11 protein-coding genes are annotated in these 15679 nt (G+C 73.9%); 6 read left to right on the plus strand and 5 right to left on the minus strand.

The features are described 5' to 3' along the window. Positions 1-15 precede the first annotated feature (15 nt). Positions 16-1131 carry a hypothetical protein gene (locus tag ACZ62B_RS38360; RefSeq protein WP_468885370.1) on the minus strand — a complete coding sequence of 372 codons (1116 nt, stop codon included), beginning with the start codon at positions 1129-1131 and terminating at the stop codon, positions 16-18. A gap of 401 nt (positions 1132-1532) precedes the next feature. On the opposite strand from ACZ62B_RS38360, the gene ACZ62B_RS38365 reads away from it, so the two are divergent. The 4 genes from ACZ62B_RS38365 (at position 1533) to ACZ62B_RS38380 (ending at position 3735) form a co-directional block, all read left to right on the plus strand. Continuing rightward, complete coding sequence (locus ACZ62B_RS38365) at positions 1533-1934, plus strand: hypothetical protein (protein WP_344562661.1); 402 nt, start codon at positions 1533-1535, stop codon at positions 1932-1934. After that, a complete protein-coding gene (locus ACZ62B_RS38370; protein ID WP_344562659.1) occupies positions 1931-2707 on the plus strand; it encodes a hypothetical protein in 777 nt (258 codons plus the stop codon). Before ACZ62B_RS38365 ends, ACZ62B_RS38370 begins: the two co-directional genes overlap by 4 nt. A gap of 38 nt (positions 2708-2745) precedes the next feature. Further along, a complete protein-coding gene (locus tag ACZ62B_RS38375) occupies positions 2746-3252 on the plus strand; it encodes a roadblock/LC7 domain-containing protein (RefSeq protein ID WP_344562655.1) in 507 nt (168 codons plus the stop codon). A gap of 108 nt (positions 3253-3360) precedes the next feature. Next, positions 3361-3735: a roadblock/LC7 domain-containing protein gene (locus ACZ62B_RS38380; RefSeq protein ID WP_344562653.1), complete on the plus strand. Its 375-nt coding sequence runs from the start codon at positions 3361-3363 to the stop codon at positions 3733-3735. A 51-nt stretch (positions 3736-3786) separates the two neighbouring features. On the opposite strand, the gene ACZ62B_RS38385 is transcribed toward ACZ62B_RS38380, so the two are convergent. Beyond that, positions 3787-4989: a globin domain-containing protein gene (locus ACZ62B_RS38385; protein ID WP_344562651.1), complete on the minus strand. Its 1203-nt coding sequence runs from the start codon at positions 4987-4989 to the stop codon at positions 3787-3789. 315 nt (positions 4990-5304) lie between these two features. On the opposite strand from ACZ62B_RS38385, the gene ACZ62B_RS38390 reads away from it, so the two are divergent. Beyond that, entirely contained in the window at positions 5305-7062 is a 1758-nt protein-coding gene (locus ACZ62B_RS38390; protein ID WP_468728574.1) for a sensor histidine kinase, read from the plus strand. Between the two features lie 335 nt (positions 7063-7397). Further along, positions 7398-9767 (plus strand): glycoside hydrolase family 65 protein, encoded by a 2370-nt coding sequence (locus tag ACZ62B_RS38395; RefSeq protein WP_469693897.1) that lies wholly within the window; start codon positions 7398-7400, stop codon positions 9765-9767. 75 nt (positions 9768-9842) lie between these two features. Here the strand turns inward: ACZ62B_RS38395 and ACZ62B_RS38400 are convergent, their stop codons facing one another. The 3 genes from ACZ62B_RS38400 to ACZ62B_RS38410 form a co-directional block, all read right to left on the minus strand. Beyond that, positions 9843-11207: an FAD-dependent oxidoreductase gene (locus tag ACZ62B_RS38400; protein ID WP_468728580.1), complete on the minus strand. Its 1365-nt coding sequence runs from the start codon at positions 11205-11207 to the stop codon at positions 9843-9845. Between the two features lie 134 nt (positions 11208-11341). Further along, positions 11342-14080 (minus strand): SpoIIE family protein phosphatase, encoded by a 2739-nt coding sequence (locus ACZ62B_RS38405; protein WP_469693899.1) that lies wholly within the window; start codon positions 14078-14080, stop codon positions 11342-11344. A gap of 225 nt (positions 14081-14305) precedes the next feature. Further along, on the minus strand, positions 14306-14851 hold the full coding sequence (locus ACZ62B_RS38410; protein ID WP_469693901.1) for a hypothetical protein: 546 nt from the start codon (positions 14849-14851) through the stop codon (positions 14306-14308). Positions 14852-15679 lie beyond the last annotated feature (828 nt).

Raw genomic sequence — 15679 nt, forward strand, 5'->3', positions numbered from 1 at the left:
CCGTACCGGGAGCGCCTAGTTGTCCGACGCGGGCTCCCCGGAGGCGGGGCCCGGCCGCCGCGCCTTGCCACCGACCCTGAACCGCTCCAGAGTGCGGGTCAGAGGAGACACCCCCCGAGGCGCGGGAGCCTCCCCCGTCCCCAGGGCCTCGGCGGATTCCCGGTACACGGCCAACGCCTCGTGCGCACGCTCCGCCGCCTCCCGGTACAGATCCCGTGACTTCGTCATCGCCTCCAGCGCCTCGGCGTACATCGCCACCAGCTCCCGCTGCCGGACGAGTTCCTCCGCCGTCGTCAGCAGGCGCCACTCCTCCCGCAGCGCCGTCAGCGCGTCCTCCGCCCCCTCCGGCAGCGTGCGCGGCAGCGCGTCGTACCGGGTCACCGCCGCCACGAGGTCGACCGGTTCCGTGCCGTCCAGGAACACCGCGCGTACGGCGAAGGCGTCGGCGTCGTACCCCTCGGGCACCGGACTGCCGGGCAGCACCACCGCGCCCCCGCGCGGAACCTCCACACCGGACTCCCGCAGCGCCCAGTTCGCCACCCGCAACTGCTGGGGCGTGGCCCGGTGCTCCACCACCCGGTCCCGCAGCCCCGGCGGCAGCCAGCGCGCGAGCGGCACCCGGCCGCGCTCGTCCGTGGTCATCGCCTCATGGACGACGACATGGACGTGCCACGGGTCGCGCACACAGGCGCGCAGCAGCCGTCGTACGTCCTTGTCGTCCTCGGGCAGCGGATTGATCACGCCCGGCCGCAGTCCCGTCACCGGGTCGGCGTTCCACTCCGGGTCCGGCTCCGACGGCCAGAACATGGCGGCCGGGGACGGCCAGGAGGGGTCCCAGGGCTGCTCCGCCTCGGCGACCAGGATCCAGTCCCGGCCCGCGTCCGTGCCGGGCGCGAGGCTCAGCCGGGCGCGCACGGTGACCTCGCCCGCGACTCGCGTCCGGGCTTCGAACACCAGGTCGGGAGCGGTGTCCGGCGCGGGGAGTTCCAGGAAGTCGTCGATGTCCTGGCCGGCCTTGAGCCAGTGCAGGGTGTGCCGGACCGCCGTGTCGGGCGTGGCACCGGCGTGGCGGCCGCGGGCCAGCCAGACTGTGGGCGGGACGGCGGGGCGGGCTGAGGAAGAGGTCGGCATGGGTCCAGTCGTGAGCGGGGGCACGTGCTCCTGCCAGTATCGTCGTGGCCGGCCGGAGGGTTGAGCCGGGGCTCCGCCGGTCGGCGTGTCGCGCGCGGGGTGTGCGCGGCGCACACATGGTGAGAGCGGTTCACCCGTGGCCCCGGCGGCGGGGCCGTCACCACAATGGGACCGGCGGGCGGGGCCGGCCCGCCATCCGCACCGGGGCCGGCCCCGCCCGCACCCCGTCCCGGCGGCGGTTCGGCGGCGGTTCGGCGGCAAAAGCCCGGACCCTACCAGCGGCGCGCCGCCCCTGTCGCATATTCCCCCGGAAAACGCCAAAGCCCTCACCGCGGTCGAGCACACACCGTAGCGTCGACGTCACGTTCGCGGTACAGCCGTGCGAGTAAGGGGGATCCGGCGTGCCCGGAATCGACGAGAGCCTGCTGGAAGCCATGCGACTGCCGGGGGCGCGCGGTGCCCTGGTGGTCGACTGGATCAGCGGTCTCGCCCTGGGGGCGGTGGGCGAGGCGCCCGGCGAGGACGCGGAGGCCACGGCCGCGGAGACCGCCGAACTGGCCCGCCTGGCCATGGAGAGCGGCACCCTCGCGCCCGCCGACGGCGGCGGGGCCAGGACGGGCAAGGAACCGCCCGTCGACGACCTGATCCTCACCACCGCCGACGCGTACCACCTCCTGCGCTTCGTCGTCACGACCTTCGACAGCACGGTGTTCCTGTACCTCTGGCTCGACCGCGCCGACGGCAACCTCGCCCTGGCCCGGATCCGGCTGGCCGAGATGGCGGACCGGCTGGTGCTCGGATGACCGCGGCGTGCACCGGCGAGACCGCGCCGGAACTGCTCGGCACCCTCGCGGCCGACCACGCCACCGGGGCACTCTCCACGGAGTCCGGGGTCTTCTACCTCTCGGCCGGACACGTCGTCCACGTCGAGTCCGCGTACAGCCCCGACCTCGGCGACCTGCTCACCCGCAGCGGCGCCGTCGCCCCGGCCGGCTGGTGGGACGCCGTCGAACGGGCCGGGGCCCGGCACCGCGTCGGCCGCCAGCTCGTCGACAGCGGGCGCCTCACCGCCGGCGCGCTGGAACTGTGCCATCTGGGCGCCCTGTTCGACGCGGCGTACTTCGCGCTCGCCCACGACGGCGCCACGCTCCGCTTCCGCCCCGGAGTCGCGCACTGGCTCGGCGCGGTCCGCCCCGTACCCGTGGCGACCGTGCTCGGCGAGTCACGGCGCCGCCGCGACCTGCTGCACCGCATCTGGCCCGACCCGGCCGTCGACACCGCCCCGCTCACCCGCGTGCCCGGCACCGGCCGCGCCGAACTGCCGCCCCGCCGCGCCCGCACCCTCGACCAGGTCGACGGCGCCCGCACCGCCGCACAGATCGCCGCGGCCCTCGCCCACCGCACCTTCCACACCCTCGTCGAACTGCGCCGCCTGGCCGCCGGCGGACTGGTCACCCCCGCGCCACCCCCGCCCGCCACGCCCGTCCACGCCGTCCCCGACGCGGGCGGCGCGGCGTGGGACGAGCCCGACACAGCGCTGCTGAGACGGCTCCTGGACGCCTTGGAGGCACTGTGATCCGCGCACGCCGACAGCGTGCCGAAAGGAGACTGCTCATGGCCGTCGAGACCGACGTGCTGGACGAACTGCGTCGGCTCCGCACCCGCATACCCAAGCTGGCCGGCTCCCTCGCGGCCACCGTCGACGGACTCGTCCTCGCCCACGACGTCCCCGACACCGAACCGGAGGGGCTGGCCGCGCTCACCGCCGCCGCGCTCGGCGTCGCGTACCGGATGGCGGACGCCGCCGCCCGCGGCGAGTTCCGCGAACTCCTGGTGCGCGGCAGCCAGGGCTACATCGCCACCTACGCGGCCGGCACCACCGCCGTCCTCACCCTCCTCGCCGACGACCGGGTCAACGTGGGCCGGCTGCACCTGGAGGGCCGGCGCAGCGGCGCCCGGATCGCGGAGCTGGTGGACACCCACAGCGGCCCGGGCGCCGGGCGGCACGCCGATCGGCTCACGACCCGGGAGACCCCCGCGCCGGCCCGGCCCATCGGCACCCTCCCGGTGCGGACCCCGCAGCGGCCCGCACACCGGCCCCGGCCCCAGCCCGGCGGCTGACCTCCCGGTTCTCCTCCGGGTTTTCCCGGCTCCCCTCCCCGGCCGGACGCCTCCGTACGACCCGGCGGCCGGCCCGAACCACCTGTCACGACCGAAAGGACACATCCCATGGCCAACACCGAGACCTCGCTCAAGGAATGCCTCAGCTCCATCGACGGCGCGACGGCCGCCGCACTCGTCGACTACACCAGCGGCATGGCCCTCGGCACGATGGGCGGCGGCAAGGACTTCAACCTGGAGGTCGCCGCCGCCGGCAACACCGACGTCGTACGGTCCAAGCTGCGCACCATGGAACACCTGGGGCTGAACGAGGAGATCGAGGACATCCTGATCACCCTGAACAGCCAGTACCACCTCATCCGCCTGCTCAAGGGGCGCGGCGGGAACGGCCTCTTCCTGTACCTGGTGCTCGACGGCGGCCGGGCCAACCTGGCCATGGCGCGGCACCAGTTGCGCCGTATCGAGGCCGAGCTCGAGGTCTGATCCGGCACCGGGGCCCTTCGCGCCGCCGGCGGCACGAAGGGCCCGAGCCGGTCAGGCCGCCTCGGGCAGCCACAGGTCGGGGCCGAAGACCTCGTAGTGGATGGAGCGGGCGGGCACCCCGGCGTCGAGCAGCCCGCCGCGCACGGCACGCATGAACGGCAGCGGGCCGCACAGGTACACCGTCGCGTCCGCCGGGACGTCGATCCCCGCGAGGTCCATCAGGCCGTCCCGGGCGTCGAGCTCCTCCGGGCCGGGACGCTCGTACCAGAAGACCGCCTCCGCGTCGAGCAGCGCGTTCACGATCTCGCGGGTCTCGGCGCGCAGCGCGTGCTCGGCGGGCGAGCCGTCGGCGTGCAGGACGAGCACCCGCCGGGTGGAGCCGGTGGCGGCCAGCCGGGCGAGCATGCCCAGCATCGGGGTGCAGCCGATGCCGGCCGAGACCAGGACCAGCGGGGTGTCGGCCTCGTCGAGCGCCACGTCGCCGGCGGGCACGGACAGCATGAGCTCGTCCCCGGTGCCGGTCTGTTTGTGCAGCAGGTCGGAGACCTCGCCGTCCGGTGCGCCGTCCGCTCCGGCGACCCGCTTGACGGTGATGCGGCGCAGATCGTCCCCGGGGTCCGAGGACAGGCTGTACTGGCGGAGCTGGTGCACCCCGTCGGGCATGAGCAGCTTCACGCTGACGTACTGGCCCGCCCGGGCCGGCGGGGCGGGCTCGCCGTCGGCGGGGCGCAGCAGGAACGACACCACGTCGTCCGTCTCCTCGTGGCGTTCCACCACCGTCCACGGGCGCCAGATGTCGCCCGCCTCGACACCGGCGTCGTGGTACAGGCGCGCCTCCCGCGCGATGAGGGCGCCGGCCATCAGCCAGTACACCTCGTCCCAGGCGGCGGCGACCTCGGGCGTCACCGCGTCGCCCAGCACCTCGGCGATCGCGCCGAACAGGTACTTGTGCACGATCGTGTACTGGTCGTCGGTGATGCCGACCGCCACGTGCTTGTGGGCGATCCGGGACAGCAGGGCGTCCGGGCGGGTGTCCGGGTCGACGAGCAGCGCCTGGGCGAAACCGGCTATGGACCCGGCGAGCGCCCGGCGCTGGGCGCCGCTGGCCTGGTTGCCCCGGTTGAACAGGCCGTCCAGCAGTTCGGGCCGGTCGCGGAACATCGAGCCGTAGAAACGCGTGGTGATCTCGTCGAGGGCCCCGGCCACTGCGGGCAGGGTGGCCCGCAGTACTGCGGCGGACTTTTCGGACAGCATGAAGTCTCCCAAGGGAGGGACGGGGAAAGCGGGTTGGACCGCGGATCCGGATCGGCGGCAACACCTGTATAGCAACGCGACATGCCTGTTTCCGGGGGTAACGAGGCCGCTGGGGGCAACGCGGGACCGTCGTACCACCGGAAGGGGACCTCCGGCCCCGGAGGGCGACCGGGGGACGGGGCCGACCGGCCCAAGCGGCCGAGCGGGCCGGCCGTCCGCCGGTGGTCCCCGCCGGTCCGGCCGTCCGGCCGATGCCGTACCGTCGCCTTTACTGGACCGTTACCGGCACGCCGGGCGGGAGGCCGCAGGGCGACGATGCCGGACGAGGGGACGGGAGGCACACGGGTGGCAGACTCCGAGCGGGACGAGGACGCCCGCGTACGGCTACCGCAGCTGAGGCTGGACGAGCTGCTGGAGGAGCTCCAGGCGCGGATCGACGCGGCCCGCGGCACCCGCGACCGGGTGCACAGTCTGCTGGAGGCCGTCCTCTCGGTCGGCCGGGAACTCGACCTGGAGCAGGTGCTGCACAGCATCGTGGAGGCCGCGGCGGCGCTGGTGGACGCCCAGTACGCCGCGCTGGGCGTGATCGGCCCGGACGGCAGGCGGCTGTCCGCCTTCCACACCGTCGGGGTGAGCGAGGAGGAGATCGCCCGCATCGGCCACTACCCCGAGGGCCACGGCATCCTCGGAGAGCTGATCCGCCATCCGGAACCGCTGCGGGTGCCGAAGCTCTCCGACCACCCCGCCTCGTACGGGTTCCCGGCCCACCACCCGCCGATGGACACCTTCCTCGGCGTCCCCATCAGGGTCCGCGACCAGGTCTTCGGCAACCTGTACCTGACCGAGAAGCGGGGCGGGGCGCACTTCGACGAGGAGGACGAGTCGGTCCTGTCCACCCTCGCCGTCGCCGCCGGCGTCGCCATCGACAACGCGCGCCTCTACGAGGAGTCCCGGCAGCGCGAACGCTGGCTCCAGGCCAACGCCGAGATCACCCACGGACTGATGTCCGGCAGCGAACGCGGCTCGGCGCTCGCGCTCATCGCGGAACGCGCCCGGGAGATCACCGGGGCCGCCCTCGCCGCGGTCGCGGTGCCCATGGCGGACACCGACTCGCTGACCGTGGAACTGGCCATCGGGCAGGGTGCCGACACCCACCGGGGGCTCGTCGTGCCCGTCGACGACAGCCTGCTCGGCCGCGCCTTCACCAGCGCCGCTCCCGTCACCACCGCGGACATCGCACGCGACGAGCGGGTCTACTCCGGTCCCCAGCAGCTCGCCGACCTCGGTCCGGCGGTCGCCGTGCCCATCGGGTCGGGCGAGAGCGTGCGCGGCATCGTCCTGCTGGCGCGGGCCGCGGACCGCAACGCGTTCACGGACAAGGAGATCGAACCGCTGCAGGGGTTCGCCGCCCAGGCGGCCGTGGCGATGGAGCTGGCGGAGCGCCGCCGGGACGCCGAGCAGATCGCCGTGTTCGAGGACCGCGACCGCATCGCCCGCGATCTGCACGACCTGGCCATCCAGCGGCTGTTCGCCACCGGCATGACGCTGCAGAGCGCCGGCCGGTTCATCGAGCACAAGGAGGCCTCGGAGCGGGTGCTGCGGGCCGTGGACGACCTGGACGAGACCATCAAGATCATCCGGTCGACCATCTTCGGCCTGCGCTCGCCCGCCGACGAGGGCGGCGGGACCGGCCTGCGCGCCCGCGTCGTACGGGTGGTCGGCGAGACCGCGCCCGTGCTCGGCTTCCCCCCGAGCGTGCGGATGGAGGGCCTGATCGACACCCACGTCTCCAAGGAGGCCGCCGACCATCTGGTGGCCGTGCTCTCCGAGGCGCTGACCAACGTCGCCCGGCACGCCCGCGCCGACCGCGCCGAGGTGGTGCTCGAGACCGACGGACGCGAGGTACGGCTGACGGTCGCGGACAACGGCGTGGGCATCCCGGCCGGAGGCCGCCGCAGCGGCCTGCGCAACATGGCCGAACGAGCGGAACGACTGGGCGGCACGTTCGACGTCACCGACTCCGCCGACGGGGGCACCACGCTGCTGTGGCGCGTGCCGGTGGGGGAGCGGTAGCCGGCTCGGGTCCGTCCTCCGGACCAGGCGGTCTCCGGGAGCGGTGTCTTCCGGCCGGTCCGAGCGGGGCCGGTGCGGGCGGCCGTGAGGCGGGGGAGCGGTAGCCGGCGCGGTGGAGGTGTGCCGGGCCTCGTGGCTCCGGCAGGAGCCGGGAGGCAGGCCCTGACGCTCGTCCGGGTGTGCCGGGTGGCCGCCGCGGGTACTCCGGTGGTCGGTCGTCGGCCGTGGTGGCCGTCCGTCCGCGACCGGTGCGGGCCTCACCGTCGGTGACGGCCCCGGGACGGGCCGCCGCGGCGCGGCACCGTGCGGCAGCCGTCGGCGGGAGGAGCGTCGCAGTGGCGGGCTGGACCTGGGAGTACGAGGGGTACGACCCCGCCGACGCGCGCCTGCGGGAGTCGCTGTGCACCCTGGGCAACGGATACTTCGCCACCCGTGGCGCGCTGCCGGAGTGTTCCGCGGACGAGGTGCACTACCCGGGTACGTACGCGGCCGGCGTCTACAACCGGCTCGTCTCCGAGGTCGCCGGACGGCACGTCGAGAACGAGGACATGGTCAACCTGCCCAACTGGCTGCCGCTGCGCTTCCGGCTCCCCGGCGAGCCCTGGCTCACCCCCGACACCGCACACGTGCTCGACCACGGCGAGACCCTGCACCTGTCCTCCGGACTCCTGGAGCGCAGGACGCGGTACGGCCTCGGCGCCGGACGGACGCTCCTGGTGCGCCAGCACCGCTTCGTGCACATGGCCGACCCCCATCTGGCGGGCCTGCGCACCGAGTTCACCGCCGAGGGCTTCTCCGGCCCCCTGGAGACCGAGGCGGCGCTCGACGGCGACGTCACCAACGCCGGAGTGCCGCGCTACCGGGACCTGGACGGCCGCCATCTGACCCATGTGCTCACCGGCACGAGCGCCGCGGACACGGTGTGGCTGCGCTGCCGCACCCGCACCTCGGACGTCCGGATCGCGCTCGCCGCCCGGCTGACCGCGCCCGCGCCCGTCACGAACCGGCACGACCGCCCGCGCGCCCTGCAGAGCACCCGTCTGGACCTGGCCGCCGGAGAGAGCGTCACCGTCGACAAGATCGTCGCCCTGCACACCTCCCGCGACCCCGCGATCAGCGACCCGCTGCACGCCGCCGTCGACCGGGTGGTCCGGGCGGGCGGCTTCGACGAACTGATGCCGCCGCACCTGACCGCCTGGGACCAGCTCTGGCGCCGGGCCGAACTGGACGTACCCGGCGAGGCGGGCCGCATCCTGCGGCTGCACCTCTTCCACGTCCTGCAGACCCTCTCCCCGCACACCGCGGACCTGGACGTGGGGGTCCCCGCCCGGGGACTGCACGGCGAGGCGTACCGGGGGCACGTCTTCTGGGACGAGCTGTTCGTCCTGCCGTACCTCAACCTGCACTTCCCCGAGATCTCCCGCGCGCTGCTGCACCACCGCCACCGGCGGCTGGAGCGCGCCCGCACCGCCGCCCGGGACGCCGGGCGCCACGGCGCGATGTACCCCTGGCAGAGCGGCAGCGACGGCCGGGAGGAGACCCAGCAGCTGCACCTCAACCCCCGCTCCGGCCGCTGGCTGCCCGACCACTCCCACCTCCAGCACCACGTCGGGTCGGCGATCGCGTACAACGTCTGGCAGTACTGCGAGGCCAGCGGCGACCAGGAGTTCCTGCACACCAAGGGCGCCGAGATGCTGCTGAACATCTCCCGCTTCTGGGCGGACTCCGCCACCTTCGACGACCGCCTGGGCCGCTACCGCATCAAGGGCGTGGTCGGCCCCGACGAGTACCACGACGCCTACCCGGACGCCGCCGAACCGGGCCTCGACGACAACGCGTACACCAATGTCACGGCCGCCTGGGTGCTCGCCCGCACCCTGGACGTACTGCGCGGCCTGCCCGAGCCGCGCCGCCGTGAACTCGCCGAGCGGACCGGACTGGACGCGAGGGAACTGGAACAGTGGGAGGAGATCTCCCGCACCCTGCACGTCCCCCTCCACCACGGCGTCATCAGCCAGTTCGAGGGCTACGGCGAACTCGCCGAACTCGACTGGCGCGGCTACCGGCACCGCTACGGCGACATCCGGCGCCTGGACCGGCTGCTGGAGGCCGAGGGCGACACCGTCAACCGGTACCAGGCCTCCAAGCAGGCGGACGTCCTGATGCTGGGCTACCTCTTCTCGCCCGCCGAACTCCAGGGGATCTTCCGCAGACTGGGGATGAGCCTGGACGAACGGACCTGGCGGCGCACGGTCGACCACTACCTGCACCGCACCAGCCACGGCTCCACCCTCAGCGGCCTGGTCCACGGCTGGGTGCTGGCCCGCGCCCGGCGCGCGGACGCCTGGAAGTTCTGCCAGGAGGCCCTCCAGGCGGACATCGCCGACATCCAGGGCGGCACCACCGGGGAGGGCATCCACCTCGGCGCCATGGCCGGCACCCTCGACCTCGTCCAGCGCGGACTGACCGGGCTGGAGACCCGCGGCGGAGCCCTGTGGCTGGACCCGGTGCCCCTGCCCGAACTCTCCTCCTACGGCTTCACCCTGCGCTACCACGGCCACTGGGGTGTCCGGCTGCGGTTGGAGCACGGCCTGCTGGAGATCGCCGTGCCCTCCTCCGGCCGCTCCCCGATCGAGGTCCACCTCCCGGACCGCACGGTCCATCTCCAGCCCGGCGAGACGGACCGCCTGGCCCTCCCGGACTGACACACGCGGGCGCCCGCCCGGTCCGGGGAACGGACCGGACGGGCGCCCGGTGGTGAGCCCTCGCGGGGCGGGGGGTCAGGCGCCGCTCTCGCGGAGCATGTCCTCGCGCTCCACGATCTTCACGCGCTCACGGCCCTGCGGCTCGCCCAGCGCCTTCTCCGCGGCGTCCAGGCGGTACCAGCCGTCCCAGGTGGTGAAGCGGATGCCGCGCTCGGCGAGGAACGCGTCCACGGCCTCCGGGGCGGGCGAGCCGGGAGTCTGGAGCCGGCCGGCCGCGTAGTCCGCCAGCAGGTTCCCCACCGTCTCGTTGGCGTCGCCCTTGGTGTGGCCGATCAGGCCCACCGGGCCGCGCCGGATCCAGCCGGTGACGTACGTGGAGTCCAGGTGCTCGCCGGTCTCCTGGATGACGCGCCCGCCCTCGTCCGGGACCGTGCCGGAGCCGAGGTCCCACGGCAGCTTGGGGAGCTTGTCGGAGAGGTAGCCCACGGCCCGGTAGACCGCGCTGACGTCCCAGTCCTTGAACTCGCCGGTCCCCTTGACGTTGCCGGTCCCGTCGAGTTCGGTGCGCTCGGTGCGCAGGCCGACGACCTTGCCGTCCTCGCCGAGGATCTCGGTGGGCGACTCGAAGAAGTGCAGGAACAGCTTGTGCGGACGGTCGCCGGCATCGCGGATCGCCCAGTTCTCCAGGGTCTTGGCGACCATGTCGGCCTGCTTGTTGCCGCGCCGGGTCGCGATCGAGCCCTCGTCGTAGTCGATGTCCTCGGGGTCGACGATCACCTCGATGTTGGGGGAGTGGTCCAGCTCCCGCAGCTCCATCGGGCTGAACTTCGCCTGCGCCGGGCCACGGCGGCCGAAGACGTGGACCTCCAGCGCCTTGTTGGCCTTCAGGCCCTCGTACACGTTCGCCGGGATCTCGGTCGGCAGCAGCTCGTCGGCCGTCTTGGCCAGGATGCGGGCCACGTCGAGGGCGACGTTGCCGACGCCGAGCACGGCGACCTTCTCGGCCTCCAGCGGCCAGGTGCGCGGCACGTCCGGGTGGCCGTCGTACCAGGAGACGAAGTCCGCGGCGCCGTAGGAGCCGTCGAGGTCGATGCCCGGCACGTCCAGCGCGCGGTCGGCCGTGGCGCCGGTGGCGAAGATCACACCGTCGTAGAACGCGCGCAGATCGTCGAGGTGGAGGTCGGTGCCGTAGTCGACGTTGCCGAACAGACGGATCTGCGGCTTGTCGAGCACCTGGTGCAGGGCCGTGATGATGCCCTTGATCCGCGGGTGGTCGGGGGCGACGCCGTACCGGATCAGTCCGAACGGCGCGGGCATCCGCTCGAAGATGTCGATGGACACGCCCGGTTCGGCGGCCACGTCGGACTTGAGCAGGGCGTCGGCGGCGTAGATCCCGGCGGGGCCGGATCCGACGATGGCTACCCGCAGGGGGCGGGGCATGGTCAGGTTCCCTTCGAGCGATGACAGGCGACTCGGTTGGAAGCCTAGACTGAGGCATGCCTTACCTGGTACGCGGGTCCGGTCTATGGGCTCATAAGCCTCTCTTATGAGATCTCCCTACCTGACCTTATGGCTCACGGTACGGGCTGTTCCGTCCAGATGACCTTGCCGGCGGGCAGATAGCGGGTGCCCCAGCGTTCGGCGAGCTGGGCCACCAGGAACAGGCCGCGCCCGCCCTCGTCCGTCATGGTCGCGTACCGCAGATGGGGCGAGGTGCTGCTGCTGTCGTACACCTCGCAGATCAGGTTGCGGTCGTACAGCATCCGCACCTGGATGGGGGTGCCGCCGTAGCGGAGCGCGTTGGTGACCAGCTCGCTCAGGATCAGCTCCGTGCCGAACGTCAGCTCGTCCAGCCCCCACTCGGCCAGCTTCCGGGTGACCGCCGCCCGCACCTCGCCGACGGCCGCCGGGTCCGGCGGCACCGGCCACTGGGCGATCCGGCCTGCGGGCAGCGCCCGCGTCCGCGCCACGAGCAGCGCGATGTCGTCACCGGTCCGCGCCGGGCGCCGGGACTCCAGTACGACCCTGCAGGTGTCCTCGGGGGAGTCGCCGGACCGGGACAGCGCCTCGCGCAGCCGCTCCAGACCGACGTCGATGTCGTGCCCGCGGTCCTCGACCAGCCCGTCGGTGTAGAGGACGAGCCGGCTGCCCTCCGGCAGTTCCAGCTCGGCCGACTCGAACGGCAGACCGCCGAGCCCCAGCGGGGGGCCGACGGGCACGTCCCAGAACTCCACACCGTCGTCCGGGCGGACCACGGCCGGCGGCGGATGGCCCGCCCGGGCCACGGTGCAGCGCCGGGAGACCGGGTCGTAGACCGCGTACAGACAGGTCGCCCCCGTCACCGGCGCGCTCTGCTCGTCCTGCGCCTCGTCCTGGTCGATGCGCCCGACCAGCTCGTCGAGCAGGGTCAGGAGCTCGTCGGGCGGGAGGTCGAGGGCGGAGAAGTTGTGCACCGCCGTGCGCAGCCGCCCCATCGTGGCCGCCGCGTGCAGGCCGTGGCCGACGACGTCGCCGACCACGAGCGCGACCCGGGCACCGGACAGCGGCAGCACGTCGAACCAGTCCCCGCCCACCCCGGCCTGCGCGGGAAGGTAGCGGTAGGCGATCTCCAGGGCGTTCTGCTCGGGCAGGGTGCGCGGCAGCAGGCTCCGCTGGAGCGTCACCGCCATGCTGTGCTCGCGCGTGTAACGGCGGGCGTTGTCGATGGAGACCGCGGCCCGGGCGACCAGCTCCTCCGCGAGAGCCAGCTCCTCGGTGTCGAACGGCTCCGCCTTCCGCGAACGCCAGAAGCTGACCACCCCGAGCACCAGCGCCCCGGCCCGCAACGGCACGGTGATCAGCGAATGGATGCCGTACTCCATGACCTGCCCGGAGCGCTCCACGTCCTGTGCGTGCCAGCCGGGCGCCTCGCCGAGCCGGGGCTCCAGGACCGGCCGGCCGGTGGCGAGGGTGACGCCCTGCGGGGCCGAGGCGACGAAGCGGATCTGCTCGCCCCTGGGGTAGAGCGGGGCGTCCGCGCCGATCCCCGCCGACGCCGCGCGGCGCAGCGCGCCGGCCGCGTCGGGGTGGCCGCCGGCCAGCACCGACTCGAACAGGTCCACCGTGACGAAGTCGGCGAACCGCGGCACGGCCAGCTCGGCGAGTTCCTCGGCCGTGCGGGTGACGTCCAGGCTCGTCCCGATGCCCACCCCCGCGTCGTACAGCATGTTCAGCCGCTCGCGCGACGCCTCCGCCCGGCCGGACAGGGCGCGCAGCTCGGTGGAGTCGCGGACCGTGGCCACGCTGCCGGGCGGGCCGCCGGCCCGGTCGGTGGGCCGCTGGTTGACCGCCAGCAGCCGGTCGGCCACCAGGTGCACCTCGTCCGTGGCGACGCGGCCCGAGGACAGCAGCTCGGCGGTGCCGGGGTCCAGGCCGATGTCCGGCACGGGCCGGCCTTCGGCGTCCTCGGGCAGGCCGAGCAGCCGGCGCGCCTCGTCGTTGGCGAGCATGAGCGTCCCGTCCCCGTCGACGATGATCACCCCTTCGCGCACCGCGTGCAGCACCGCGTCGTGGTGTTCGTACATCCGGGTCATCTCGCGCGGGCCCAGGCCGTGGGTCTGGCGCAGCAGTCTTCTGCTCACCAGGGCCGCGCCGCCGGTCGCCAGGGCGAGCGCGGCGAGCGCCGCGCTCAGGACGAGGGGAAGCTGGTCCTCCGCCGCCCCGCCGACGTGCTCGGTCGTGATGCCGGCCGAGACCAGGCCCACCACCTCGCCGCCGGCGTCCTCGACCGGTACCACCGCCTGCACCAGCTGTCCGATGGTGCCCTCGATCTCCTCCACCACCGGCTCGCCGGCCAGCGCGGGCCCGATGGTGCCGACGAACTTCTTGCCGATGCGGTCCGGTTTGGGATGCGTGTAGCGGATGCCGTCGGTGTTCATGACGACGATGAAGTCGACGTTCGCCTGCTCGCGGGCCGCCGCGGCATGCGGCTGGAGCACGGCCGTGGGGTCGGGGGACTCCAGCGCCTCGACGATGCCCGGCGCGTTCGCGAAAGTCTCCGCGACGGCGAGGGAGCGGTTGCGGGCCTCCTGCGTGCTGTCCCGCCGCACATGGAGCACCAGCGCCACGACGGCGGCCACGACCAGCAGCAGCACGATCACCAGGTGCAGCACGAACACCTGTCCGGCGACGCTGCGCCCGCTCAGCACCGACCGCAGCACCGCCGCCGGATGCCACCGGGAGCGGCCGTCTGCGTCCCGCCGGCGCCGGGCGGACGCCGCGGCACCGGGCCGCAGGGACGACCGGGGCCGGGATCGACCCATGAGTCGGACCATGAGCCATGTCTACACTGCCGCGCCACGCGAGGCGAGGGACGGCACCCGCCCGACCGGCGGGTCGTCACCGTTCCGTCACAGGTCCCCCCGGGTCGCGCGCGGCCGTCCCCCGTTGACCGCGCGCGACCCTCCCCCGGCGCGCGACTCGTCCCCCGAAGGTCGCGCGCGTTCCTCGGCCGGGCCGCCCCGGGCCGTGTTCGTCCCGGGGAACCCGGCCCCGCCGGCTCAGTCGGCCAGGGTGCGGGCCAGCTCCGTGGTGGCGCGGGCGATCTCGGTGTCCGGCTCGGCCAGCAGCCGGTTCAGGTCGCCGCGCCGGGCGCGCACCGCCTGCCGGGCGGCCCGCTCCCACACCACCGGGTTCTCCCGGCGGCTGAGCAGCTTGGGATACGCGGCGGCGGTGCTCTCCCACTGCCGGGCGTCGGCGATGGCCTTGAGGAGCTGGATGATCCCGGCCCGGCAGGTGACGTGCGGAAGCTGGGCCAGCTCCCAGAGGAAGGGGACCGTGGCGGCGGTCGCCTGTTCCGTGACGAAGCCGTACTGGCAGATCCGTTTCCGCAGATCCTCCAGGGCGGCGCGGGCGGTGCCGGTGTCCCCCCAGGCGATGCCGTTCAGCAGCAGGGGGATGGCCGCCGCCGAGCCGGTGGAGTCCTGCATGTCGGCCCACGGCACGCGGGACAGTGCCGCGAGGGGGGTGGTCCGTGCCACTCCGGTGGGGGACGTGTGGCGCACAGGGCGCTCGCTGCTCGGCTGTTCCGTAGAAGCGCTGCGCATGGCGTGGGTGCCTTTCCGCGGCAGTCGTGTCAGATGGGGGGACGGGTCGACGACCGGGCCCGTACCGTCCCGCCCGCAGAAGGGGCGGGGGCGGCGCCGGGTGTGCGGACGGGTGGGTGGTCGTCGGGGGCGGAGACGGTGAGCGGCGGGTGCGCGGGCTCCGGGCGGAACCCGGGCCGGACGTCCGGCGCGCCCGCGCACCGCGGTGCCACGTGCGTCACGGCGGTGGCGGCCGGGGGCGTCGTACGGGTCGGGACGCGGGGAATCCACGGCGTCCGACGCGTGCGGCCGCGAGGCGGAGGAGGGGGTCGGCGCGACGGGCCCCCTCCCGCGCGAGCGCGGTCGAGCGTGGGGGAGCCGGCGGCCGGGGGCGACGCGGCCGGGGGAGTGCGTGCCGGACCCCGTGTCCGCGGTGTGATCCGGACGGCGCTCCCCGGCCCGGTGATCACGAGGGCGGCGTCGTCGCGGTGGTGGCCGGGCCGCCGGGCGCGCAGAGTGTTCCGGGTGGAGGACCGCGCCCGCGCGAGCCCCTTCCGGCCGCGCGTGAGGCGCGGTGCGGCCGGTGGCCGGAGTAACGGATGCGCAGGTGATGACACGGCATCTCCCCGATGCGACGTCAGGACGGGGCGCCAGCACAGGGGTTGACGCCGCAGCTATTATCCACGCTGACAGCGCTCGCGTGCAATTGCACGAGAAATTGCGCGAGATTTTTCCCGGCGCGCGGGTTCCGGCACCCGGAACCCGCGCGCCGGGAGACACGGGAACAAAAAAAAGAAAAAAATGCCCAAAAGGTTCCCCAAAGCGCGGGACAACCCACCTGCAGCCCCC

The sequence above is a fragment of the Streptomyces sp. NPDC053426 genome (assembly GCF_055585405.1).